Source organism: Enterobacter soli ATCC BAA-2102, assembly GCF_001654845.1.
GTDB lineage: Bacteria > Pseudomonadota > Gammaproteobacteria > Enterobacterales > Enterobacteriaceae > Enterobacter > Enterobacter soli.
On record NZ_LXES01000003.1, the window covers coordinates 30,491 to 55,787 of the forward strand.

The window sequence follows — 25,297 nt, forward strand, 5'->3', positions numbered from 1 at the left end:
CAGCCTTTAGCTTGCCTCAAATATTGCGCTTAACCCACTACGACGCTCTGTGCGGGTAGCAATTGCCTGCACCAGTACACGCTCATCGGTATACAGCGACAGGCGCTTACGCGCACGGGTGATCGCGGTATAAATCAGTTCACGGGTCACCACCGGCGAAAGCTGCGAAGGCAAGATCAGCGCTGCGTGGTTGAACTCAGAGCCTTGCGATTTATGCACCGTCATCGCCCAGGCCGTTTCATGTTCGGGTAAACGGCTTGGCTGCACCGACTTTACGCTGCCATCGGGCATCAGGAACCACACGCGCAGCCCCTGCCCCCGGTCAAGCGCAATACCAATGTCACCGTTAAACAGCCCCAGCGCGCTATCATTACGGGAGATCATCACCGGACGCCCTTCATACCAGCGCGAATGCGGTAAACGGGTAATTTTGCGCTTCTGCGCCAGCACCTGCTCCAGCCTCTCGTTCAGACCAGCCACGCCAAACGGCCCTTCCCTCAGGGCACACAGAAGCTGGTATTCACCAAAGGCGGCTATCACCTGCTCTGGAGGACGTTGCTGCTGCACGCTGGCAAGGAAAAGCTGATACCCCTGCAAAGCCTCGTCAAGCATGGCCTGGTACTCTTCGCCATTTTGCAGCGATTTCTTTTCAATATCGCCAAACTCGCCGCTAAAGACCGCGCGTGTTGCGTTGCGATCTCCACGGTTTACCGCCGCCGCAAGCTGACCAATGCCCGAATGGCTACCAAAGCGGTAGCTTTTTTGCAGCAGACAGAGGCTGTCGCGTAATGCGCCTGCGAGCGGGTTGTCGTTGCCATCCAGCGCGCATCCGGTCAGACGTGCCAGCTCCTGCGCACGTGCCGTTGTGTAGCCCAGGCTTGCATAGGTGCAAATATCCCCCAGCACCGCGCCGGCCTCCACGGAGGCAAGCTGGTCACGATCGCCAAGGAAAATAACGCGTGCATGGGCAGGCAATGCCTCAATCAGGCGAGACATCATCGTGAGGTCAATCATGGACGCTTCGTCCACCACCAGCACATCAAGATGCAGTGGGTTACCCGCATGGTAACGCAGACGCTGGCTACCCGGCTGTGCGCCGAGCAAGCGGTGCAGCGTGCTGGCCTCATTGGGGAACAGCGCTAACTGTTCTTGCGTGAGCGGCAGTTTTTGCAGAGCGCCGCCTAATGATTCCGTCAGACGCGCCGCCGCTTTTCCGGTAGGTGCCGCCAGACGAATACGGCATTTTTGTTCACCAGAAAGCTGGATAAGCGCTGCAAGTAATTTTGCCACCGTGGTGGTTTTGCCCGTACCTGGCCCACCAGAAATCACCGAAATCCGACGCGTCAGCGCCACGGCAGCGGCCACTTTTTGCCAGTCAATCGGCTCCTGAGAGGTAAACAAGCCATCCAGCGTTTGACGAAGCACTACCTCATCGCAGGGGAGAGGCGCGTTGGCCTCGCTAAAATATCGGGCGACGGTCAGCTCATAGCGCCACAGGCGATTCAGGTACAAACGCCCCCCGGTGAGGATCAGCGGAGCAGGTGTCGAACCGTCACTCACGGCAGATGAATTTCGCAACACGCTGTTCCAGTCCACGGTGTCACCCAGCAGAGCAAAGCAGGATTGCAACGCGGGCGGGGTTTTATCATCACAGACCAGTCGTGAAAGCGGCAGACACACATGGCCCTCGCCAGCATCCCGGCTCAGGATGGCGGCTGCAAGCATCACGGCTGGCTGCTCGCCTGCCACCATAATGGCGAATTGCACATCGAGTTGACGCAGCAGGCGCTGTTCTGTGGCCTCAAGCAATAATTCCTGCATTGTCATGCTACATCCTCCGTGATTGCTGCAAACAGGCTATCCATTTTTTCAATCAAACCCGCATCCGGGCGGGTGCGATAGACACCCGACTGCGGATCGGCGGCATCAACCCCGCGCAGGAACAGGTAGATAACGCCGCCAAAATGTTCTTCATAACTGTAGTCAGCAATGCGGTGATGCAGATAGCGATGCAACGCCAGGGTATAAAGTTGATACTGCAAATCGTAGCGGTGAGACTGCATTGCAGCGGCCATCGCTTGCTGCGTATAAGCTTCACTGTTCTCACCCAGCCAGTTCGATTTGTAATCCAGCAGGTAATAGCGCCCTTCATGGCGGAAAATAAGGTCGATAAAGCCTTTCAGCATTCCCTGTACCTGGCGGAAATCCAGCGGCGGGCAGCCCGCAGACAACGGATCATGCGCGCGAATAATCGCATCAAGCTCGTTCGCGTTAAGCGGGCTGGCGATAGGGAGATAAAACTCCATCTCCACCTGTTTGTCTTTGGCGGTGAGCTGGTTCAGGGAGATGCCGTTTTCCGTCAGCGGCGCTTGTAAGATTGCACTCACCCAGGTTGTCAGCACCGGTTGCCAGGCGGCATCGTAACCGCCCTTCTGCAACATTTCCTGCACCCATTCCGGGGAAACAGGTTGCGTAAAATCAAGCTCTTCAAACAGACTGTGTAAAAACGTTCCCGGTGATGCACCGCGCGGGAACTGGTGCGGCGTAAGCACCGGCTCAGCCTGAACGTCACCCACCCCTGCGGCATCCACATCCAGCTTCGGCATCAAATCTTGCGCGATGCTCTGGCCATGCTGCTGCAAACCGGAGTAGCTCGTTACGCGCCAGTTATCCGCAACGGTTCTCGTTATTTTTCGGGCATCCAGGTCGGGGTCACGTTGTTCCGGCATTTCCCAACGATTATTATCGGGCAGGCCTGGAACACGCAGCGCGATATTCTCGCCACAAATGGACTCAAGGCACTGGCGTAACCCCGCTGCATCTTTTGGCTCGCCCTGCTGGATAAGTCGCCCCACCGCGCTGAGATGGAAATCGGACTCTCCCGCTTTCTCGCCACGTCGACGGAACAGCGGTGCAATACCCAGGCTGCAATGCCAGACCGAGCGGGTCAGGGCCACATAGAGCAGTCGCAAATCTTCTGCCAGACGTTCGGCTTCCGCCAGCTCAACGCTTGCATCAGCCTTGCTGAGGTCGAGTACGGCTTCAAAAGAATCCCGATCGTGGTAAAACGCCTGATCCTGTGCCCGGTAATTGGCAATAAAAGGCAGCCAGACCAGTGGATATTCCAGACCTTTCGATTTGTGGATAGTCACGATCTGCACCAGATGTTTATCGCTCTCGAGGCGCATTTGCTGGCTTGAAGAGTTACTGTTGGGATCGGCTATTTGCTGCCCCAACCAGCGCACCAGAGCGTGTTCGCTCTCAAGCTGTGTGCCAGCCTCCTGCAAGAGCTCGCTGATATGCAAGATATCCGTCAGGCGGCGTTCTCCTCCCGGCGTCGCCAGCATATTCTCGGCAATATGACGCTGGGTCATCAGCTCTCGCAGCATCGCCATAACGCCACGTTTTTGCCAGCGCTCACGATAACGAACAAACTCTTCAACCACCGCATCCCAGGCGATTTCATCGTTGTTAAGCGCATCGATATCCCGGGCATTCAACCCCAGCATTGAGCTTGCCAGCGCACTGCGAAGCGTACTTTCCCGCTCCGGTGACAGCACCGCCTGCAACAGCCAGAGCAACTCCTGAGCCTCAAGGGTTTCGAACACGCTATCGCGATTCGACAGGTAGACCGAGGGGATATTCAGGATGGTCAGCGCGTCGCGGATAAGCGCTGCTTCCTGGCGGCTACGCACCAGCACCGTGATGTCGGATGCCTTCACCGGTAAGGCGGTTTCACCTTTCCACAGCAGCGCCTCACCCCGCACACCAGCACTGAGCCAGTCGCGAATTTGAGCCGCACAGTGCTGGGCCATGGCGTTCTGGTAGTCGCTTATCCCAAAGCCTTCCCCCTCCAGCAACCAGAAGCTCATCGCTGGCTGAAGTTCACCATTGAACTCAAAACGCAGGGCGGCGTTTTTAGGTGCGGATTTGACCGGTAAAAACGGGATTTCCCGGAACATGAATGCGGCATCCATGCGCTCAAACAGCGTATTTACGCTCTCGACCATGCCGGGTGATGAACGCCAGTTGGTGTCCAGCGTATAGTGCGCCTCTACCTCACTACGGGCTTTCATGTAGGTAAAAATATCCGCGCCGCGGAAAGCATAAATAGCCTGTTTCGGATCGCCAATCAGCAGCAGCGCCGTGTCCGGCTGCTGCCGCCAGATACGGCGGAAGATACGGTATTGTTGCGGATCGGTGTCCTGAAATTCGTCGATCATCGCCACCGGGAAACGGGCACGAATGGCGGCGGCCAGGGCTTCACCGTTTTCACTGCGCAGCGCGGCATCGAGCCGGCTCAGCATATCGTCAAACCCAAGCTCACCGCGACGCTGCTTTTCACGAGCCACGGTTTCGCGGATCTCAGCCATTGCACGGATGATCATCAGGTCATTAAGGGTTAATGGCTCAGCCAGCAAAGCCTCAATGGCAACAAAAAGAGGATGCTCAGGGACGATACCGTCAGCCTTCGTTCGTTCAATCAGGAACCGCTGCGAAAATTTTTCCAGCGCGTCCGGAAGCTGATAGCTCCGGGATTCTTCCCGTGCCCAGATGCTGATTTTTTCAATCCACTTTACCTGGTTACCGCGATTGAACTTGCGTCTGTCGATACCTGAATTTTCGACGATGGCCTCAATGTCCCCGACCGACTCGTTCCATTTCTGCTTCAGGGCGGCAATTTGCGACACGATTTTTTCATGACGGGATGCCAGCGTTTCATCTGCCGGAGGGGGCGATTTAATCACCGGCGCTTCGCCCTGCAAATAACGGTCGATAGAGCGCAGAAGCTCTTCCGGCCCTTTCCATAACGCATGAACCGCTTCGGCAATATCGCGGGGCAATGGATAGCAATGACGACGCCAGAAATCCGCGCAGGCCTGATAGCGCAGCTCAGATTCGTCTTCGATAAGCTGTTGTTCAAACAACATGCCGGATTCAAACGCATTCAGGCTCAGCATTCGCTGGCAGAAACCGTGAATGGTGAAGACGGCGGCTTCATCCATTTGTCGCTCTGCTAACAGCAGCCACTGGGCTGCTTGCTGCTTATCGACAATCTCGTCCAGAAGACGCGCGTACAGCGGGTTATCCGTACTCTGGCGCAAACAGGCAATGCGCAGTTCGTGGATGTTGGAACGAATACGCCCGCGCAGCTCAGCGGTGGCGGCTTCGGTAAAGGTCACAACCAGCAGCTCTTCCACACTCAGCGGGCGTGAAAAAGCCGCGTTTCCTCCAAGCCCGAGCAGCAGGCGCAGATAAAGCGCAGCAATGGTGAAGGTTTTTCCCGTTCCCGCTGAGGCTTCAATCAACCGTTCACCCTGTAGAGGCAAACGTAAGGGATCAAGGGACTCAGCGGCATCGGTCATTCTTTCTTACTCCAGGGCATAGATTGCTGCAATGCGCTGACGCTCTTCCAGACTTTCCAGCCTTTCGGATTCACGTATTCCGTTTTTCCGTTCTGGCTGCCGGAAACCTGAGACAAGATGGCCATTCCCTGCGGTTTCACTACCGCCTGATGGAAGAAATCGGCAACCTTTTGAGGTGTCAGCTGTTTTATCTCTGCCACTACTTTATCACGCGAATCGAAACTGAGATTACCGCGATCGAAATCTTTGCTCAGTTGCGAGGCTTCTTCGCCCAGCGTTTGCGGCGGCTGCATCACTTGCGCGATAACCGCCTGCTGGATCTGGGCAAATTCTTCCGGCTTCATTGCACGCAGTTTTTTTTCTGCCTGCGGGAAGAAGGCCTGATAGCGCTTCCAGAGATAGGCTGGCTGTTTATCACTGCTTTGCAGCAAGAAACCTAACCCCCACTGGCGCCCCACGTTCATTGAGAACGCAAAGACCGCGTAACCAAGCTGTTCTTCAGTGCGCAGCTGATTATAGAACCAGGGTTGAATAATCTGGCCCAGCACCGCACTTTGCGCCGAACTGGCGAATTCGTCATACCCGGTTGGGACAAATACCGCAGCCAGAGCGGAATCGGTGCTGGTGCTCGGCTTTTCAAAAATCACATTCTGTTTTTTCTCAACCAGCACATCCTGGTTACGACACCAGACTTCACCTTTCGAACCCAGCTGAGTACGTACATTTTGCGCCAGCGTTTTGGCCTGTTCTTCACTCATATTCCCGACAATCAGGAATTCAGGGCGGGTGTTCGTTTTCAGGGAATCACGGTAGTCCAGCACATCTTTCAGCGAAACAGACGGCAGCAGCGCACGGCGATCTTCACGCTGGAAATACGGGATCTGCGACAGCATCTGCGCCGGCATAATCGCCTGGTCGTAGGCTTTACCTTTCTCCGCTGAGTCCATCATCTGTGCATACCAGGACTTCGCCTGCTCAAGCTGCTCTTCCGTTGGCGTGTAGCTGAAATACCCTTCAAGCAAGGCCTGGAACAGCTGAGGTAAACGCTGGGTATAACCGTTGGCATTAACCATCAGCCCGTTATTGGCATTGGTGGAGAAGCTAATCCCCCCAACCGCAGCCTGGTTGCTGAGCTGATCCAGCGCGATACCTGCCAGATAATCGTTAAGCGCAAACAGCACCTGGTTTTTTGCGCTGTCCATCGCTTTTGGATTACGCAACACCACGCTGACATCCGCTTTTGGCTCGCTCGCAAAATAACGGCTCGGCGCGTAGACCACACGCAGCGTTGGCTCATCAACGATAAGCTCCGGGTGCGGGTACGCTTTTGTGGTTTTAATCAGCGAGAAATCATCCGGGATGTAGGGGTTCAGCTCCGGTAATTTAAGCGCGATCTCTCCGGCTTTTTTCTGCCAGTCAGAGAAAGTCTGTTCGCTGATTTTATCCACCTGATAAGGGGCTTCAACGAAATAAGCCGTTTTATTGTGCGGCTCGTTCGGGCTGATATACCAGATACGTGCATTTTGCGGGGTCATCATGGCCAGACGGGCTTTTACCGCCGCGGCATCGTACTGGTCGGCAATATTGACCGCATCCAGCGTGTGCTCCACCGGCACGCGGATCATGGTGTCGGCGAGCCATTCCACATAGTCCATATCACGCGTGATAGATGGATAGCGGAAATCGAGATCCAGCACGTGCGCCAGTTCATCGAAATAGCGTTTATCGATGCCTTTATCACGTAACAGTGAGAGGTAGCTGAAAATGGCGGCTACCACTTCATCACGGTTGGCAAGACCTTTGTCCGTGAGGGTTGCAGAAATGGCCAGAACACCGCTGTTACCGTTCACTACGGGATCGGAATCCGCGCGGATACCTTCCACCAACCCCTGTTTTTGCAACCAGTCGGAAAGCGTTCCCGGGCTACGGTTGCCAATAAGGTAGGTGACGAGTTCATCCGTTTTGCTGCGGAACTGCGCCGTATTGTTATCGATACGGAATTCAACGCGTAACACTTTGCGAGGAAGCGCGGGTACGTAATGGATCACAATACCTTTCTGCGCGTCCGTGACTACCGGCACGTTAATCTGCGGTAACTCAATGTTCTTATTCGGCACCCGGCCAAAAGTTTGCGCGGCGATACCTGCCAGCTCTGGCAACGGTTTATTGCTGTAGATAACCGCTTTCATCAGGTTGGCTGAGTAGTATTTATCACGAAACTCATGCAGGGCATCGAGCACCGGGCTGTTGGGTTTGTCGCTCAGGGTTTCCAGGTTACCGCCCGAGAAGCGCGAACCCGGGTGCGCCGGATTGATCGTTTCGGCGCTAACCTGCGCCATTCGCATCCCGTCTCTCGTACGAGCCAGAGTCAGCTCCGCATTGACGGCATTGCGTTCGCGGTCGGCATATTTTTTGTCCAGCAGCGGTGCCGCTATTGAATCCGCAAGGCGATCGACCGCCCCTTCCAGCGCATCGTTTTCAACTTCGAGATAAAAAGCGGTACGGTAAGGTGCAGTACTGGCATTATGGCTACCGCCATGCATTTTCAGGAATTCAGACAGGCTATCTGGCTGCGGGTATTTTTTAGACCCCATCAGCGTCATGTGCTCAAGGTAGTGTGCAAGACCCGGATGGGCTTCAGGATCTTCAAGCGATCCCACCGGCACAACCAACGCAGAAAGAGATTTCACCGCTTGCGGATCGGACACCAACAGCACAGTCATCCCGTTATCAAGACGAATAGCCTGATACTGGCGGGTATCTTTTTCGCTCTTACGGATAGTTTCCTGAACGGGTTGCCAACCGGAATCTGCCTGAGTGATGGGAGCCCAAAGGGCGACAAACAAAACAAACGCTTTGAACAAGGTGCTGCCTGGCATTAACGGACCTCTTTATCACGGCTACATCATTAACAAACTACGTGCTGGACACGCCAACATCTCTTTATCTGATACATCAGTCCGTGACAGGAATTGCATAATAAATGAACAGTCAAATATGCGCAATTTTTATACGGCCATCAGGACTGATTAAATTTGAACAAAGGTAACAGGTACCGCTGTGCCTCTTCCGTGATAGCGCCGAAGTATTCTGGCTCAAGCGTTCGCCATAAACGTTGATACCAGACATCTTCCCCTTCGCCGCGCACGATCATGTTTCCTTCGTACGCCTGAATAAATTTACTACGGGCTTTTTGCAGCGAAATGTCATCCGTTAACATGGCATCATTCTGCGCGTCATAACAGGCTTTTATCCACGCCCCACCACTTTCTGGCAGCAGTAGCAGAGGTTTGGTCATCCCCTGTCGATACCCTTCGATGAATATCGAGAGATATTCCATTGCCTGCCCGGCAGCCATTGGCGGGAAGCGCCATTCCCCTTCTTTACGCACAAATAACCGGCTTTCACCTTCGTTACCACCCGCACTGTAGACAAGGTGTTCGAGCCAGAGTTGCAATCCTTGTGAAACACTGAGCATCGAAGGTCGCCAGCGTAACAGCCCATCTTGCTGAACCTGAGGCAGCCACCCCGTAAGCTGGACACCGTTACAGTTGAGATCGATTTCAATACTTTTACCCGGCTGGCGGCATTCAATGACGCGCTCAGCAAGGGCCTGCATCTCCTGACACTGCGCATCCCAGGCGATTTCGCCAAACGCACCATAAGGCAACTGCCCCGCCGCACGATAGCGGCGGAAAAGTTTGTGCGCATCTTCCTGCTCTACCAGCGCATTCAAAAGCTGCAGGTTGAGCTGATAGCGCTCAAGCCCATCCAGCGTAAAGGGTTCTGAGTCCGGAATATCGTTCTCTTCAGAACGGAAGTTGACCTGCAATCGTTGCTGGAAGAATGCCCGCACCGGATGGGCCCAGAATCGCTGGAGCTGCTCAAAGGTCAGCGTGTCAAAAGGTCGAGGTTCAAGTTCCTGAATAAAATCAGTGTGCGCGTCGCCCTCTTTCTTCGCCGCAGGCAGCCACTCACGAGCATAGCTTCTGTACTCATTTTCCCCGTAGTTCACCGGGTCAAACGGCATACGAGTATGGCTACAGGTAATATGCGCTTTAACCCGCTGCTCGCTTTCATCACAATTGCGCTTTTCATCACCGGGCAGATAGTGGCTCTGCCCGATGTAGTCCACCAGTTCCTGCACCAGTACGGACGGGAAGCGCTCACTGTTGTCCTGAATGGAACGCCCGATGTAGCTGATGTACAGCTTACTCTGGGCGGAAATCAGTGCTTCGAGGAACAGGTAGCGGTCATCATCACGGCGGCTACGGTCACCACGTTTTGGCTGCGGGCTCATCAGATCAAAGCCGAGCGGCGCTAATGCCCGCGGATAGATACCGTCGTTCATACCCAACAGGCAAACCACTTTGAAGGGGATCGAACGCATAGGCATTAAGGTACAAATGTTGACCGGCCCCGCGAGGAAGCGCTGGCTGATACGTTCCTGGTCAAGCCGTTGTGTCAGTTCATCACGTAACAGCGATAACGGAACCGCTTCCGTGTAGTGCGAGCCGACGCCCTCATCCACGATGGTCTGCCACTGCTTTTCAATCAGCGCCATCGCCGCTTCGGTTTCACTGTCAGGCAGGAAGAAATCACTGAGCATCTCACGGCATACCGGCAGCCACTCTTCCAGCGGACGAGGCTGCATCAGCTCACGGCGCCAGCGGTTGAGCTGCATCAGGAGTGAAGCAAGATGTCCCACCAGCCCGGCAATTAAGCCGCTGGATTCGTCATAAGGGAGCACCTCATTCCACTCACCCTGGCTGCTTTCCATGGCATAGCCAAGCAGCATTCGCGTCAGCCCAAACTGCCAGGTATGTTGACCTGTCGGCGGGAGTTCGAATTCCTGAACGTTATCGTCGTCGATTCCCCAACGCACACCGGATTCATTAACCCACTGGCGAAGGTAGCGCAGCCCCTCTTCGTCAATGTCAAAGCGCGCAGCCAGTACGGGGACATCCAGTAGGGCCAGCACATCTTCAGATATGAATCGGCTATCCGGTAGCGACAGCAGGCTCACAAAAGCCTGCAATGCGGGGTGAGACTGACGCGCACGGCGGTCGGAAATCGCATACGGCAGATAGCGTTCTCCCGTTGCACTGCCAAATACCGCCTGAATGAATGGGCTGTAGCTGTCGATATCCGCCACCATCACCACAATATCCCGCGGCGTAAGGGTTGGATCGTCCTGCAACATCGCCAGTAAGCGGTCGTGCAGGATCTCGACCTCACGCTGCGGGCTATGGCAAACGTGGACCGTGATACTGCGATCGTCAGGATCCAGCCGTCTTTTATTGTCGCTGCGTGCAAATTCTTCCGCGGTGATACCCATGACCGCGCGATTTTCCAAATCCAGAATATCTAACTGAATGTTGTGCAGCAGGCTATCCGGCGTTATTTCCGCAAAGGCATCCACGTCACCTTCACCCGACGAGGTGATATCAGAAAGCATGTGGATATAGTCGCGCCCCAGTTTCCCCCAGGAAGCCAGCAGAGGGTTAGGCAGGTTTTGAATCCCCTCTTCATCGAAAAGCTGCGAGGCGGTTGCACTGTCTTTAAACAAAGGAACGGTACGCTCCTCAAAGATGCGTCGTCTTTGGCGGGTAACGAGCCGTGAGAGCCAGCGCGAATCCTGGATGTCGCCCCAGTAATGGCGGCACGGATTGGTAAAGAGAATATGGATATCAACATGCTTACCTAACGCTTTCAGGGCGTCCAGGTAAACCGGTGGTAAGGCCGATATGCCGCAGATAAACACCCGCGATGGCAAGCCGGACGGGGTTTCAGAAGCTGTTTCCAGTATGGAAATAAACTTGTCATATAAGTTGGCACGGTGCCATTTCGGCTGACCCAGCGCCTCAGTATGCTCTACCAGGGCTTTCCACAGCGGTGCCTGCCAGATTTGCGCTTCGGGCAAACCGTCCACAAGTTCACCCGCTTCCCAGCGAATTAACCAGTCGGAACGGTAAACCAGGTACTGGTCATAGAGATCGGCGGTACGCGACGCCAGCTGGAATAATTTGCGCTTGTCGGTGTCATCGGTGAGGTAGTGGCGCAGCATGGCAAACTCATCGCGCGGCAGCATTCCAGGCAGCAGCGACATCAGCTTCCAGCTCATGCTTTGCTTGTTAAAGGCGCTCTGCTTTGGAATATCAGGCAACACGCGAACAAACATGTCCCAGATAAAGCTCGCGGGCAGAGGGAACTCAATGTTGGCCGCGATACCAAACTTCTGTGACAAGGACATTTGCAGCCACTGTGCCATGCCGGTGCTTTGCACCAGCACCATTTCAGGCTCAAAGGGATCGTCAAGACGCTCTCGCTCTACGATATATTCCATCAGCGCTTCCAGCACATCCAGACGATTTGAGTGATAGACCCTTAACATAGACGCTCCCGACTACTGGCTAACCGGACAGTGCAGGCGTGTCATCTCACCGCGCTGCCCCAGAGGAGAAATAATAATAGCTGTGATGCTGACACATCCGGACTGCAATGTCTGCACCCGGCTCACCTGCCAGCCCGCTGGTAACGCGTTGACATCGACCTGAGACTGATTCCAACCGTTATGCCAGAGCTGACGATACTGATTTAGCGTCACGAACCGGGAAGCCAGAGCCCGATAATAACCGGACAATGCGGTGACGGTCGTCACCAGAAGTACCATTGCCAGCAAGACTTCAACCAGACTAAACCCCTGCTGTCTGTTCAGGGCAACTGACATAGTGCATTCTCCTTCAGTGGGCAAAAATCACTCCAGCCATGGGGTGAAAAGCGTATGCGCCCTTCGGTAATGCCCCCCAACCGCCACAACAGCAGGTCATGGCTTCCTGCGATCAGTAGCACCTGATTGTCATTCAGCAGCCGCAAACAGACTCGTGACTGTTGCGCTGGCTGCCTGCACTGAACATCAGGCTGTAGCGCCCATTGCTGGACCTTTCCCCATTCCAGCGCAGATTGTACGCCCGCCTGATGGCGAATGGCGTTGCTCTCGCCACTGACCAGTGAGCTAAAGGTTTCAAGCTGTTGGTTTAGTCCCGTCAGGATCAGACTGCCGAGCACCAGCAAAAGCAGAACCATAGCCAGTGAAGATACCCCAGATTGTCGGTTCACAGATTAAACCCCGTCACGCCATAGCGCGCCAGATAAGCGTCGCCTTGCCCGTTTTTCCGGCTGGCGGTCAGCTCAATATTCAGCTCCGGAGCGAAACCTGAACGCTCACGCTTGCTTACCACGAATGACTGGATAAGGAGCCTGTCCGGGTCGGTCAGTTTGTCCCAGCCTTTACTTTCACAGGATGTCGCACCGCGCAGGGTTTCCAGTGAACCGGACTCCAGGCGAAACCCCGTGCTGTCGTTTTCCGATGCCGACACATCCCAGGTACCATTGCTGTTCGCATCCCATTGCACTATTACGCAACGCCCTTGTCTGCCAATGACCAGCCCTTCTCCCTGACAATTCCCCGCGCAGTATCCCGCTCGCTGAAGATGCTTACCTATTGAAAAAAGCCGTTGCCAGACCTCCTCTTCAAGCTCCTGTCGACCCGATTGCAGCAGAACAGCCCGCTGCATCCCGGGTAAAAACCGGGCAGTGCTCAACAGCAAAATACTGCCGATCAGCATGGCAATAAGCACTTCTGTCAACGAGAAACCGCGTTGCTTTAACGACATACATTCCCTCCGGCGGTGTTACACATCCTGATTCGGCCTGTGTTGGAAACCATCACCAGCCATTCGCCTGCACCACTGCTCACCCGAACATGCCCGGCCCATGCCGTATCTCGTAGCCCATAGAACCCGAGCGCAGGAGTCAACTCACGGATAGTGACCTCCGGCCAGAGTGGTTTGAGGACAAAGACACCACCCGCTTCACAGGCCGGGACAACTGAGCTGAAAAGACACCCGCTTTCCCCGTTATCCTGAAGGGCAATTTTATGTTCGCGGTTATGCCTGTTGGCATCGTTGCGCAGGAACACAAGGTAGTCGCGCACCTGGCTGGCGGTTTGCCACAAACGCTGTTGCTGTTGCCAGCTGTTCCAGCTGTAAAGCCCGGTGGCGCTAAGAATGACAACCAGTGAAATAGCGACCAGGGTTTCGATTAGCGTAAAGCCCGTCTGTTTTTTCATGGCGGTAGTGTGGTGCAGCGCAGTGAAGCAGACGAGTCAGAAATGAGGGCATTACGAGGCGCTTTCCAGTGAATTCACCTTGTTGCAGGGCGTTGCAAAATCGCTGGATACCAGCTCGAAAAACAGAACGGAGGCAAAAAAAACCGGCGCTAATAAGCACCGGTTGTGTCAGGATTTGCGCTATCAGATAGCGACAGGGGCTTTGATGCCTGGATGCGGGTCGTAACCCTCAATCTCGAAATCGTCAAAGCGATAGTCAAAGATTGATTCTGGTTTACGTTTGATAACCAGTTTCGGCAGTGCGCGCGGCTCACGGGTGAGCTGAAGATGCGTCTGTTCCATATGGTTGCTGTACAGATGGGTATCACCACCTGTCCAGACGAAATCACCCACTTCCAGGTCGCACTGTTGCGCCACCATGTGCACCAGCAGCGCATAGCTTGCAATGTTAAACGGCAGGCCGAGGAACACATCGCAGGAACGCTGATAGAGCTGACAAGACAGTTTTCCGTCTGCGACATAGAACTGGAAGAACGCATGGCAAGGCGCCAGTGCCATTTTGTCCAGCTCGCCAACGTTCCACGCCGAAACGATAATACGGCGCGAATCCGGGTCGTTTTTCAGCTGGTTCACTACGGTCGTGATTTGGTCAATATGACGGCCATCAGGCGTTGGCCATGCACGCCATTGCTTACCGTAAACCGGGCCGAGGTTACCGTTCTCATCTGCCCATTCGTCCCAGATAGAAACGTTGTTTTCGTGCAGATAGGCAACGTTGGTATCGCCTTGCAGGAACCAAAGCAGTTCATGAATGATCGAGCGCAGGTGGCAGCGCTTAGTCGTCACCAGTGGAAAGCCTTCTTGCAGATTGAAGCGCATCTGGTGGCCAAAAATGGAGAGCGTGCCAGTTCCGGTACGGTCATTTTTCGGCGTGCCCTCATCGAGCACTTTTTTCATCAATTCAAGATACTGTTTCATGGTTCCTCAGGAAAGTTGTTGCTGTGGACGACGACGATACGCCCAAATCATCATAATGGCACCCGCGACAATCATCGGAATGGAGAGGATCTGCCCCATACTGATGTACTGTACCCACTCGCCGGTAAACTGCGCATCCGGCTGGCGGAAGAACTCGACGATGATACGGAACGCGCCGTAGCCAATCAGGAACAGGCCAGAAACAGCCCCCATCGGGCGCGGTTTGCGGATAAACAGATTCAGGATGATAAACAGTACCACGCCTTCCAGCGCCAGCTCATAAAGCTGAGACATGTGACGCGGCAGAACGCCGTAGGTATCGAAAACAGATTGCCATTCAGGGTGAGATGGCAGCAGCGCCACATCTTCTGCACGAGAGCCCGGGAACAGCATGGTCCAGGAGACACTCGGGTCGACACGGCCCCACAGCTCACCGTTGATGAAATTACCAAGACGCCCGGCACCCAGACCAAACGGGATCAGAGGTGCAATAAAATCAGCCACCTGGAAGAAGTTGCGCTTGGTGCGTTTAGCGAAGATCACCATCACCAGGATCACACCAATCAGGCCGCCGTGGAACGACATGCCACCGTCCCAGACGCGGAACAGATACAGCGGATCGCTCAGGAATACCGGCAGGTTATAGAACAGGACATAGCCGATACGGCCACCCAGGAATACACCGAGGAAGCCTGCATACAGCAGGTTTTCCACTTCGTTCTTCGTCCAGCCACTGCCAGGACGGCTGGCGCGACGGCCCGCAAGCCACATGGCAAAGACAAAGCCCACCAGGTACATCAGTCCGTACCAGTGAAGCGCTACAGGTCCTACTGAGAAAATGACCGGATCAAATTCCGGAAAATGCAGATAACCACTGTTCATCTGTCACCACAAGATGTTGTTATTCCGCTGAAAGTGGACAGCGGTAAAAATGCGTCCCCGCCGTTGGCAGGTGCTCCAAGGTTGCGAATCATAGCATAAGCCTGAAGCTGAGGATGCGCCTGAGATGTAAAAGATGTGTATAGAGTTTTGTGCCCTCTTCCAGATAGAGAGGGCGAGAAGAGGTTTAACGACCGCCGCGGATCAGCCCCCCCATACCACGGCGCTCCATAAAGGCAGCCACCTGATGACGCACCTCGGTTGCCAGTTGCGCTTCGAGGCTTCGCGCGGCAAGTTCACGGGCATCGTCAAATTCGATATGACGTAGCAGGTATTTTACGCGCGCCACGGAGCGTCCGTTCATCGACAAATGGCGGAATCCCAGTCCGATGAGGATTGCCACACACATGGAATCACCGGCCATTTCACCGCACAAACGCAGATCGAGCCCGTACTGGTCAGCTTCGCGGGCAATCATAGACAAAGCTCGCAGCATGGCGGGATGCAGGCTGTCATAGATGCTGGCGACGCGGGTGTTGTTACGATCGACGGCCAGAATATACTGAGTCAGATCGTTGGTGCCGACAGAGATAAAATCAACGCGATTAGCCAGTTGCGGCAGCATAAAGACCATTGACGGGACTTCAAGCATCACGCCGATACGCGGTTTAGGGATCGCGTAACCGATCATCTCTTCGACTTCACGCCCGGCGCGTTCGATCAAACGCCGTGCTTCGTCGATCTCATCAATACTGGTGACCATCGGCAGCAGGATACTGAGATTACCGGTAGCAGCGTTTGCACGCAGCATGGCGCGTACCTGGATCAGGAAGATCTCTGGCTGATCGAGCGTAATGCGTATCCCTCGCCAGCCGAGGCACGGGTTTTCTTCACTGATTGGCATGTAGGGCAGTTGTTTATCTGCCCCGACATCCAGGGTGCGCAGCGTAACGGGCTTGTCGTTAAACATCTGCAACATACCCTGATACTGAGCAACTTGCTCTTCTTCCGACGGGAAGCCGCTTTGCAGCATGAACGGGATTTCAGTGCGATATAAACCAATGCCGTCTATCCGGCTGCCGAGCTTTTCTTCATGCTCGGGGCTTAAGCCAGCATTGAGCATCACTTTGACCCGCTCGCCGCTTTTCAGCTGTGCAGGCAAATTAACGTCATCTTCTGCCAGCTTGCTTAATTCATTCTCTTCGCTGATAAGACGCTGGTATTCCTGAAGCAGAACGGGTTCAGGATCAACCAACAGCTCACCACGATAACCATCCACCACCAGCGTACGTCGGTGCAGCACCGATGGCTGGATATCGGCCCCCATAACCGTCGGGATGCCGAGTGCACGCACCATGATGGCGGCATGAGAGTTGGCGGCACCATCGCGCACCACCACACCGGCCAGCCGGTCTTGCGGCAGCTCTGCGAGTGTCGTGGCCGAGAGCTCATCGGCAACCAGCACAAAGCGTTTTGGCCAGGCATTGGCCCCCTGAATGGTGTCGTCGAGATGGAACAGCAGGCGCTGCCCCAGGGAACGTAAATCCCCTGCACGCTCTTTCAGATAACCGTCAGTCAGCGCAGCAAACTGTTCGGCAAATTTCTCGATAACCTTTTTAACAGCCCACTCAGCAACAAAGCCTTTATCCACCTCGGCAAACAGCTCCCGGCGCAAACGTGCATCGGAAAGCAGGTGTGAATAAAGGTCAAAGATTGCAGCCGTCTCTTTTTGCGCCCCCGCAGCAAAACGCTTGCTGTAGCGACGAAACTCGTTTGCCGCCTCTTCCAGTGCCGCGGTGAGGCGCTCACGTTCAAGAGCTTCATCCAGCGTCGAGGCTTCGTACACCTGCTCCATCAGCGGCAGCGTGGCATCCATCCAGCCTTCTGCAATGGCAACGCCCGGTGAAGCAGGGAGCGCGCGGATACGGGTATGACGATACTGCCCGAAAAGTGCGGTGAGCTGAGACTGTGAAAGAATGGCCGCCATCTGCGTGGCCAGCGTGACGAGGAAAGACTCTTCGCTTTCATCGTACTGACGCAATTCGCGCTGCTGAACAACCAGCACGCCGAGAAGCTGACGGCGCTGAATGATAGGCACACCCAGAAACGCGCGGAAGCGCTCTTCTTTCACGGAAGGAATGTATTTAAAGCTTGGGTGTTTTTGCGCATCGGCCAGGTTGATGGGTTCGGCAAGCCGACCTACCAGGCCGACAATACCTTCATCAAATGCGAGCGTAACGGTGCGTCCGCGTGGTTTTTTCAAACCACGGGTCGCCATCAGGTAATAGCAACGCCGGTCATGGTCGGCCAGATACACCGAACAAACCTCGGTCTCCATCGCAAGACAGATGTCAGTCACCAGAATGTTGAGCGCCTCGTTAAGACGAGGCGCACTGGCCACCTTTTCGACTATTTCTCGCAAGCGGGTGAGCATGATTTGCGTAGCTTAACCTCTTTTACGTCGCCAGGCAGGTGCGCTTTGCGGCTTAGGAGGTGTCTCCTGAAGCGACATCACCACACTTGCGAACTCTTTCATCACCCTACGGTAAACATCGCGCTTAAAGGACACGACCTGACGAACAGGATACCAGTAGCTCACCCAGCGCCAGCCATCAAATTCCGGCGTACTGCTGGTTTGCATATTGATATCTGAATCGTTGCCCACCAACTGCAATAGAAACCACTTCTGTTTCTGGCCGATACAAACCGGCTTTGTGTCCCATCGCACCAAACGTTTCGGTAACTTGTAACGCAACCAGTTGCGGGTTGAAGCCAGGATGCGAACATCTTTCCGGCTTAAACCGACCTCTTCAAACAGCTCCCGGTACATCGCTTGTTCTGGGGACTCTCCCGGATTGATCCCGCCTTGCGGGAACTGCCAGGAGTGCTGACCATATCGCCGGGCCCACATGACCTGGCCCTGACGATTACAAATTACAATTCCTACGTTTGGGCGGTAGCCATCGTCATCTATCACCGGACTACCCCAAACTAAACCTTATATATGAATGATTGTTTCACACTCCAGGGAGGCGGTAAACCACTCTCTTACAGGCCTGCAACCTAATAACATTTGAATAACCCACAATTATGAGTGGAGTTATAAACAGATGAGGTGCCATAAGGCCAATTTTATTCACCTTTTCTGTGGATATAGTTGTGAAGAAGTACGGAATTACCGATGAACAACCTGATCGGACGTTGAAATCACCTGCAAAGCGAAATAAATATACTCCTTGTTTTTCATATGATTAATGCTGTTTTTATGCAATAAAACCTCAATAACGTGATGATCATCACACGAGAGATCATCGTACTGATGAAAGATCGAACAGAGTCGGTTTTATCCACAGATTGTGCCAATAAGTTAGACACAATTTGTGTGAAAATTCGATTTTCGTCGCACGTCAAGGCTGTAAATTGAAACAGTAGTAGGGGTTATTCCCAGTTATCCCACTTTTCTGTGGATAACATGGTGTAAGATCCTGTTTATTGTCAGTGACCAGATTTGAACAACCTGTTTTTCGCACTCATTTGATTTCTAAACAAAAGATAAAACAACATAAAAATCATATACATGGCATATTCGTACAGAAAAAGTTAAACTCTATCCACAGGGCACAAAAACTTAGTTCATTTTTTAATCAAAAGGTTATCTTCATGCATTCGCTTACGCCGTTGCTCTCTCCTCCCACCAGCGAAGACCAATTGCTGCATCAGGCACAGCGCCTGGCGGGTTTTTCGCTTGGCGAGCTGGCCGCGATGGCAGGCTTACCCATTCCCAACGATCTCAAACGTGACAAAGGCTGGATTGGCATGTTGCTTGAGCTGTGGCTGGGGGCTAGTGCGGGCAGTAAACCCGAACAGGATTTCGCGGCACTTGGCGTTGAACTGAAAACGATCCCGGTGGATAGCCAGGGAAAGCCGCTGGAAACCACTTTTGTGTGCGTAGCGCCGTTAACCGGCAATACTGGCGTAACGTGGGAAACCAGCCATGTACGCCATAAACTGAAACGAGTGCTGTGGGTTCCTGTGGAAGGCGACAGACAAATTCCGCTCGCTGAGCGCCGCGTCGGTGCACCGCTGCTGTGGAGCCCCGATGAAGATGAAGAGAGACAACTGTGCCTGGACTGGGAAGAGTTGATGGATATGATCGTGCTCGGGCACGTTGAGCGCATTACCGCCCGGCATGGCGAAGTTTTGCAGCTACGTCCAAAAGCTGCCAACAGTAAAGCGCTCACAGAAGCTATCGGCGCTCATGGCGAACCGATCCTGACGCTACCTCGGGGCTTTTATCTCAAAAAGAATTTCACCGGTGCTCTGCTTGCTCGCCATTTCTTACTCAAAACATAGATTTTTCACGAAATTTGCGATGTATCAAACACAATCACCTGGTTTTTAAGATTTTACCGCTTTCTCCTGTCGCATTATCGGGTTATTACTACACTATGATTTGATACGAGCCAGGTGAGGACGATAACGATGAAAAAATGGGCAGTGTTAATTTCAGCAGTTGGTTTAGCGTTTGCAGTATCAGGCTGTAGCAGTGATTACGTTATGTCGACCAAAGATGGCCGGATGATCCTGACTGACGGCAAACCCGAAGTTGATGACGATACCGGGCTGGTCAGCTATCGCGACCAGGAAGGCAACAAAATGCAAATCAACCGCGACGAAGTTTCGCAAATCATCGAACGGTAAACAGATAAAGGTCAGTAGGTTGCTGGCCTTTTTGATTTTTCTCTTCCCCTTTTGTCTCCCCTCTGCCATGTTTATATTCCTTCGTCGGGGAGTTCCTGACGCCCATTGTAAAGGAAGCCGGCTATGCATTATCACCGTATCCCCCACAGCTCTCTGGAGATAAGCCAACTGGGGTTGGGCACGATGACATTTGGTGAACAAAACAGCGAAGCCGATGCCCATGCGCAACTCGATTATGCCGTGAGTCAGGGGATTAACCTGATTGACGTTGCAGAGATGTACCCTGTTCCTCCGCGCCCGGAAACACAGGGCTTAACAGAAACTTACGTCGGGAACTGGCTGGCAAAACGCGGAAATCGTGAAAAGCTGATTGTCGCCTCTAAAGTCAGCGGCCCGTCGCGTAACAATGATGCCGGGATCCGTCCAAACCAGATCCTCGATCGCAAAAACATCCGCGCTGCGCTGGATGCCAGCCTTCAGCGCCTGCAAACCGACTATCTCGATCTTTACCAGGTGCACTGGCCACAGCGCCCGACCAACTGTTTCGGTAAGCTCGGCTATAGCTGGAACGAAAGCGCGCCAGTCGTCACTCTGCTAGAAACGCTGGAAGCCCTGGCAGAATGCCAGCGTGCAGGCAAAATCCGCTACATTGGCGTCTCTAACGAAACGGCATTTGGCGTGATGCGCTATCTGCATCTGGCGGATAAACACGATCTGCCGCGTATCGTCACTATCCAGAACCCATACAGCCTGCTGAACCGCAGTTATGAAGTGGGTCTGGCTGAAGTGACACAATATGAAGAGGTTGAGCTGCTCGCCTACTCATGCCTGGGCTTTGGCACGCTTACCGGTAAATATCTGAATGGCGCGAAACCTGCCGGCGCGCGTAACACCCTGTTCAGCCGCTTTACCCGCTACAGTGGCGAGCAGACGCAAAAAGCCGTTGCGGCATATGTTGATATCGCTAAACGACACGGGCTGGATCCGGCACAGATGGCACTGGCCTTCGTGCGTCGTCAGCCGTTTGTTGCCAGCACCCTGCTGGGCGCAACCACCATGGAACAGCTGAAGACCAACATTGAGAGTTTCCATCTTAACCTCAGCGAAGAGGTGTTAGCGGAAATTGAAGCGGTGCATCAGATTTATACCTACCCGGCACCGTAATAAACGCAAAACGGCAACACAGGTTGCCGTTTTTTTGCGCCGCTGAGTACCGTAGGCCGGGTAAGGCGTAGCCGCCACCCGGCTTTTTGCCGGTGTCAGTGCCTGCCATTGCCCGGTGGCGCTACGCTTACCTGGCCAACAACACCAGCAGATGCACTGATATCAACGCCGACGCTGCCAGACCCACAACCCGGCAATTGCCAGCGCGAAGATAGCGCCGAACCCAACCCCAATCGCCACTGCCGGTGTACCCACTTTCACCGCCAGCGAGTAAAGCCCAAGCATCAGCAGCATCGCCGCGTTCTCACCCAGGTTTTGCACCGCAATAGCATTTCCCGAGCCAACGGTCTGCTTACCGCGATCCTGAAGCAGCGCATTAAGCGGCACCACGAAGAAACCGCCGAGAATACCAATCAGAACAAGCAAAACATACGCCGGAAGTAATGCATGTTGCAGAGAGAAGATCAGCACAACAACGCCTATCAGTATCCCCGCCGGCATACAGCGCGCAACGGTGTCGAGCGTCACCAGTTTCGCCGCAGCGCCTGCGCCAACCACAATCCCAATCGCCACCATCGCGTTAAGATAGGTTGGTGTGGCATTGTCAGTGATCCCCAACGCCACCGGAACCCACAGCACCAGCAGGAAGCGCAACGTAACGCCCGCGCCCCAGAACATGCTGGTTCCAGTTAAAGAAAAACGCGTTTCGCCGTTACGCCACAGCACGCGGCAGGCATTAAAGAAGCTGGCAGTCATTGGCGTAAAGCGCCAGGATTGCCCGGGTCTTGCCACGGCCAGTTTCGGGATAAACAGGTTCGCCACTACCGCGCCACCGTATACCACCGCGCAAATGCCCAGCGCTGCCAGCACATGCCAGTCGGCCAGCACACCGCCCGCTACAGAGCCGAGCAGAATAGCGGCTATCGTTGAGGACTCCATCAGGCCGTTGGCTTTCACCAGCTTGTCGCCGGTGGTCAGTTCACCCAGGATGCCATACTTCGCCGGAGAATAGGCCGCCGCGCCAATGCCCACCAGCGTATAGCCGATAAACGGGTTGAAACCAAAACAGATACTGGCTGCGCCCAGCAGCTTGAGGCTGTTGGCGAACATCATGACCCGGCCTTTTGGGAAACTGTCCGCCACTTGTCCCACAAAGGGGGCAAAAACAATGTAAGCACCCACAAACACCATCTGGAGGATCGGCTGGCTCCAGTCGGGGTAGAACTCCGCTTTCAGCAGTGCCAGGGTGGCAAACAGCAAGGCGTTATCGCCAAAAGCTGACAGGAACTGGGCAGCAATCACTGCCATCATGCCTTTAGACCAGATTGAGGTGTTAGTGTGCACTGACTCACGCATTCTGCTGTTCCGCCTCTTCAAGCATCCCTTTCAGGGTGACAAAATCGGGTTTACCGCTGCCCAGTACCGGCAATTGTTTCAGATAACGGATATCGCGTGGCACAGCCAGTTCAGGAATGCCGTGTTCACGGGCATGGCGTAGCAACTGTTCGCGCTTAAGTTCGCTATCCGTCGTGAACAGCACCAGCGCTTCACCTTTGCTGGCATCGCTTTTCACGACCGTCGCGTGAAGTTTGTCGGCAGAAACCGCCGTCGCCAGCTGTTCGACCATCTCCAGAGAGATCATCTCACCTGCTATCTTGGCAAAGCGTTTTGCCCGTCCCTGGATTTGCACAAAGCCTTGTTCGTCAAAACGAACGATATCGCCGGTGTCGTACCAGCCTGATTCAACAACGCCGTCGATGTTTTCCGCCATTGGCACTTCCAGCACGCCCGGGTTTTCGACTCGCAGATATCCGTTCATCACGTTTGGCCCTTTCAGCTGTAAGCGACCACCGTCTTCAATCCCCGGCACAGCCAGCAAACGTGCGTCCATGCCTGGCAGGATACGTCCAACGGTGGCGGGTTTTGAGGCCATCGGCACGTTGATGGACACCACAGGCGCGCACTCCGTCACCCCGTAGCCTTCCAGGATGCGCAGACCAAATTTGTCCTGCCAAATCTGACGGGTGCTGTCCTGGAGTTTTTCCGCCCCGGCAACCACATAACGCACGCGATAGAAGTCATAAGGATTGGCAAAACGGGCGTAGTTTCCGAGGAAAGTGGATGTCCCGAAAATCACCGTGCAGTTACGGTCATACACCAGTTCCGGCACAATGCGATAATGCAACGGGCTTGGATAGAGGAAGACCTCGGCACCAGTCAGCAGCGGCGTAAACAACCCGACCGTCAGACCAAAAGAGTGGAACAGCGGCAGCGCCGACATAAAGCGGTCATTGGCCGTAAAGTCTGCAATGGTTTTGATCTGCTCGACGTTGGCCAGAATGCTTTTGTGGCTGTGAACGACCCCTTTCGGGTTCCCTTCAGAGCCAGAGGTAAAGAGGATAATCGCCGCATCTTCCGGCTGCTGTTTTACCTGCGCCAGGCGCGGCATCAGCAGGTGGGCAAAGATCCACAGCTTGTCGCCCGTCGTCACATCTGCTTTGAGATCTTCCAGGAATACCCAGCGAACCTGAGTCAGCTGTTCCGGCAGATGCCATAACTTGCCTTTATCGAGGAACTGACGCGAGGTAAAGACGGTTTTAAGTTGCGCCGCCGTGATGGCGCTGGTCAGCCCTTTAACGCCCGCCGTATAGTTCATCATTGCCGGAATGCGGCCGCGGGAGACAGCGCCAAAAATCACCGCCGCACTGATACCGGCGTTAGGCAACATCAGGCCAATTTTTTCGCCTTTCTGACTGTATTTTTCAAGAATACGGCCAACAAACAGCGTTTTGGTCAACAGCTTGCGGTAGGTATCTGGCGTAAAGTTGATGTCTTCAATGCAGTTTTTCTTCGCACCATAACGATGTTGCGCCGACAACAGCGATTCGTAGAGCGTTTCGCGTGGGCGGATCGCCATGCGCGCTTCCATCATTATCTGGTGCAGCATTTCACCCGCAATTTTACGGCGATCACGCGCACGTGGTGCATCCGGCATCGGCAACGTGGTCGGCGGCAGAATATGCAGGGTAATCTTCGGGAACAGACGCTGCTTTACCAACCCTTTCAGGCGGCTGAAGTGGCTCAGTTCCGCCCCTTCAATACGCAGCGGGACAACGGTTGCTTTCGATTTTGCGGCCACAAAACCTGCGCCATCGTAGATTTTCATCAGTGACCCGGTCACTGAGATGCGCCCTTCCGGGAAAATCACCACCGGCCGCCCCTGCTCAACCAGGCGTACCAGATGTTTAATCATCATCGGTTTTGTCGGGTCGAGTGGAACGAAATCAATCAGTGGCGCCAGCCAGCGCATAAACCACTGCTGGCTGATAGAGGTATAAACGGCAAAAACCGGACGCACGGGCAAAAACAGCGCCAGCAAAATGCCATCAATAAAGGAAACGTGGTTTGGGGTGATAAGAACGCGCTCGCCTTTTAGCGCCTGGGTATCACCGGTGACGCGAATGCGAAAGAGGATACGAAAGAGTGTACGGAAGAACCCAAAAAGCATTTCAACTCCCTTTGCCAGCCAGAGTGGGATGTTCTTTAAATGGTGGCAGATTACACGAGAAGTGCAGCAGGAGCGATAGCTAAAACCGGGCAAAAAAAAACCTGCGCATCCGCGCAGGTTGGTGCAAGTGATGAGTACGAGATGCGTACTAAGAATTCTCACCAATCAATACCTCTGGGATCTTGATTGTGGATGTTCGACATGTGCTTCGCCAGTGAGAAAACGCAAGGGAATGAGCCGAAGTGCAACCAGTTGTGAATATTCTCTGTTGCTGTTACAGGTTGAACTGTGAGGCAAAAAAAAACCTGCGTAGAAACGCAGGTTGGTGTAAATCGTGTTAATCAACCGGAGTTGATTTCACCTATCAATACCTCTGGGATCTCGACTCTATCAATCTGCTAACAGTCCCGACTATCAGACAATCGCAACAGCCTGAGGCAAAGTGTAACTAAAGGTTCAGATTGACATTATTTTGACATGTCTTGCTGTGTAACGATTACACCGTAAGGGTATGTTCTGCGTCACGTTTGTGGATTGCGAAAACCCTCTCCCCTTGTATGCGCGCTACTT

The 25,297-nt window shown here is 54.0% G+C and carries 17 protein-coding genes and 1 pseudogene; 4 read left to right on the top strand and 14 right to left on the bottom strand.

Annotated elements, in window-relative coordinates:
* Positions 1-6: 6 nt before the first annotated feature.
* The 12 genes from recD to rppH form a co-directional block, all read right to left on the bottom strand.
* Entirely contained in the window at positions 7-1,827 is a 1,821-nt protein-coding gene (recD, locus tag M987_RS01055) for an exodeoxyribonuclease V subunit alpha (RefSeq protein ID WP_014071589.1), read from the bottom strand.
* Positions 1,824-5,366: an exodeoxyribonuclease V subunit beta gene (gene recB / locus M987_RS01060; RefSeq protein ID WP_014071590.1), complete on the bottom strand. Its 3,543-nt coding sequence runs from the start codon at positions 5,364-5,366 to the stop codon at positions 1,824-1,826. The genes recD and recB overlap by 4 nt, the downstream gene beginning before the upstream one ends.
* Positions 5,363-8,245: a pitrilysin gene (ptrA, locus tag M987_RS01065; protein ID WP_014071591.1), complete on the bottom strand. Its 2,883-nt coding sequence runs from the start codon at positions 8,243-8,245 to the stop codon at positions 5,363-5,365. The genes recB and ptrA overlap by 4 nt, the downstream gene beginning before the upstream one ends.
* A gap of 140 nt (positions 8,246-8,385) precedes the next feature.
* Positions 8,386-11,760, bottom strand: coding sequence for an exodeoxyribonuclease V subunit gamma (gene recC / locus M987_RS01070; RefSeq protein WP_014071592.1), 3,375 nt, complete (start codon positions 11,758-11,760; stop codon positions 8,386-8,388).
* A gap of 12 nt (positions 11,761-11,772) precedes the next feature.
* Entirely contained in the window at positions 11,773-12,096 is a 324-nt protein-coding gene (locus tag M987_RS01075) for a prepilin-type N-terminal cleavage/methylation domain-containing protein (RefSeq protein WP_014071593.1), read from the bottom strand.
* Entirely contained in the window at positions 12,081-12,485 is a 405-nt protein-coding gene (locus tag M987_RS01080; RefSeq protein ID WP_041162116.1) for a DUF2509 family protein, read from the bottom strand. Before M987_RS01080 ends, M987_RS01075 begins: the two co-directional genes overlap by 16 nt.
* Entirely contained in the window at positions 12,482-13,042 is a 561-nt protein-coding gene (locus M987_RS01085) for a prepilin peptidase-dependent protein (protein WP_014071595.1), read from the bottom strand. The genes M987_RS01080 and M987_RS01085 overlap by 4 nt, the downstream gene beginning before the upstream one ends.
* Positions 13,033-13,497, bottom strand: a complete 465-nt coding sequence (locus tag M987_RS01090; RefSeq protein WP_014071596.1) for a prepilin peptidase-dependent protein — start codon at positions 13,495-13,497, stop codon at positions 13,033-13,035. Before M987_RS01090 ends, M987_RS01085 begins: the two co-directional genes overlap by 10 nt.
* A 183-nt stretch (positions 13,498-13,680) precedes the next feature.
* Positions 13,681-14,475, bottom strand: a complete 795-nt coding sequence (thyA, locus tag M987_RS01095) for a thymidylate synthase (RefSeq protein WP_014071597.1) — start codon at positions 14,473-14,475, stop codon at positions 13,681-13,683.
* 6 nt (positions 14,476-14,481) lie between these two features.
* On the bottom strand, positions 14,482-15,357 hold the full coding sequence (gene lgt, locus M987_RS01100) for a prolipoprotein diacylglyceryl transferase (protein ID WP_014071598.1): 876 nt from the start codon (positions 15,355-15,357) through the stop codon (positions 14,482-14,484).
* Positions 15,358-15,541: 184 nt separating this feature from the next.
* Positions 15,542-17,788: a phosphoenolpyruvate--protein phosphotransferase gene (gene ptsP / locus M987_RS01105; RefSeq protein WP_014071599.1), complete on the bottom strand. Its 2,247-nt coding sequence runs from the start codon at positions 17,786-17,788 to the stop codon at positions 15,542-15,544.
* 12 nt (positions 17,789-17,800) lie between these two features.
* On the bottom strand, positions 17,801-18,331 hold the full coding sequence (gene rppH / locus M987_RS01110) for an RNA pyrophosphohydrolase (protein WP_014071600.1): 531 nt from the start codon (positions 18,329-18,331) through the stop codon (positions 17,801-17,803).
* A 442-nt stretch (positions 18,332-18,773) separates the two neighbouring features.
* Between rppH and M987_RS24965 the strand changes: the two are divergent.
* From M987_RS24965 to M987_RS01125, 4 genes and pseudogenes are all read left to right on the top strand, one after another.
* A pseudogene (locus M987_RS24965) lies at positions 18,774-18,860 on the top strand (hypothetical protein); the annotation flags it as partial.
* Positions 18,861-19,014: 154 nt separating this feature from the next.
* Positions 19,015-19,707 carry a DNA mismatch repair endonuclease MutH gene (mutH, locus tag M987_RS01115; RefSeq protein ID WP_014071601.1) on the top strand — a complete coding sequence of 231 codons (693 nt, stop codon included), beginning with the start codon at positions 19,015-19,017 and terminating at the stop codon, positions 19,705-19,707.
* A 129-nt stretch (positions 19,708-19,836) separates the two neighbouring features.
* Entirely contained in the window at positions 19,837-20,055 is a 219-nt protein-coding gene (locus tag M987_RS01120) for a YgdI/YgdR family lipoprotein (protein WP_014071602.1), read from the top strand.
* A 123-nt stretch (positions 20,056-20,178) separates the two neighbouring features.
* Positions 20,179-21,219, top strand: coding sequence for an NADP(H)-dependent aldo-keto reductase (locus M987_RS01125; RefSeq protein WP_014071603.1), 1,041 nt, complete (start codon positions 20,179-20,181; stop codon positions 21,217-21,219).
* A gap of 162 nt (positions 21,220-21,381) precedes the next feature.
* On the opposite strand, the gene lplT is transcribed toward M987_RS01125, so the two are convergent.
* Complete coding sequence (gene lplT / locus M987_RS01130; protein ID WP_014071604.1) at positions 21,382-22,575, bottom strand: lysophospholipid transporter LplT; 1,194 nt, start codon at positions 22,573-22,575, stop codon at positions 21,382-21,384.
* A complete protein-coding gene (aas, locus tag M987_RS01135; RefSeq protein ID WP_014071605.1) occupies positions 22,568-24,727 on the bottom strand; it encodes a bifunctional acyl-ACP--phospholipid O-acyltransferase/long-chain-fatty-acid--ACP ligase in 2,160 nt (719 codons plus the stop codon). The genes lplT and aas overlap by 8 nt, the downstream gene beginning before the upstream one ends.
* Positions 24,728-25,297: the final 570 nt, after the last annotated feature.

Excerpts from the sequence above, each read along its gene's own strand:
- recD (WP_014071589.1), bottom strand. The coding sequence starts at position 1,827 with ATGACAATGCAGGAATTATTGCTTGAGGCCACAGAACAGCGCCTGCTG.
- recB (WP_014071590.1), bottom strand. The coding sequence starts at position 5,366 with ATGACCGATGCCGCTGAGTCCCTTGATCCCTTACGTTTGCCTCTACAG.
- ptrA (WP_014071591.1), bottom strand. The coding sequence starts at position 8,245 with ATGCCAGGCAGCACCTTGTTCAAAGCGTTTGTTTTGTTTGTCGCCCTT.
- recC (WP_014071592.1), bottom strand. The coding sequence starts at position 11,760 with ATGTTAAGGGTCTATCACTCAAATCGTCTGGATGTGCTGGAAGCGCTG.
- M987_RS01075 (WP_014071593.1), bottom strand. The coding sequence starts at position 12,096 with ATGTCAGTTGCCCTGAACAGACAGCAGGGGTTTAGTCTGGTTGAAGTC.
- M987_RS01085 (WP_014071595.1), bottom strand. The coding sequence starts at position 13,042 with ATGTCGTTAAAGCAACGCGGTTTCTCGTTGACAGAAGTGCTTATTGCC.
- M987_RS01090 (WP_014071596.1), bottom strand. The coding sequence starts at position 13,497 with ATGAAAAAACAGACGGGCTTTACGCTAATCGAAACCCTGGTCGCTATT.
- thyA (WP_014071597.1), bottom strand. The coding sequence starts at position 14,475 with ATGAAACAGTATCTTGAATTGATGAAAAAAGTGCTCGATGAGGGCACG.
- lgt (WP_014071598.1), bottom strand. The coding sequence starts at position 15,357 with ATGAACAGTGGTTATCTGCATTTTCCGGAATTTGATCCGGTCATTTTC.
- ptsP (WP_014071599.1), bottom strand. The coding sequence starts at position 17,788 with ATGCTCACCCGCTTGCGAGAAATAGTCGAAAAGGTGGCCAGTGCGCCT.
- mutH (WP_014071601.1), top strand. The coding sequence starts at position 19,015 with ATGCATTCGCTTACGCCGTTGCTCTCTCCTCCCACCAGCGAAGACCAA.
- M987_RS01120 (WP_014071602.1), top strand. The coding sequence starts at position 19,837 with ATGAAAAAATGGGCAGTGTTAATTTCAGCAGTTGGTTTAGCGTTTGCA.
- M987_RS01125 (WP_014071603.1), top strand. The coding sequence starts at position 20,179 with ATGCATTATCACCGTATCCCCCACAGCTCTCTGGAGATAAGCCAACTG.
- lplT (WP_014071604.1), bottom strand. The coding sequence starts at position 22,575 with ATGCGTGAGTCAGTGCACACTAACACCTCAATCTGGTCTAAAGGCATG.
- aas (WP_014071605.1), bottom strand. The coding sequence starts at position 24,727 with ATGCTTTTTGGGTTCTTCCGTACACTCTTTCGTATCCTCTTTCGCATT.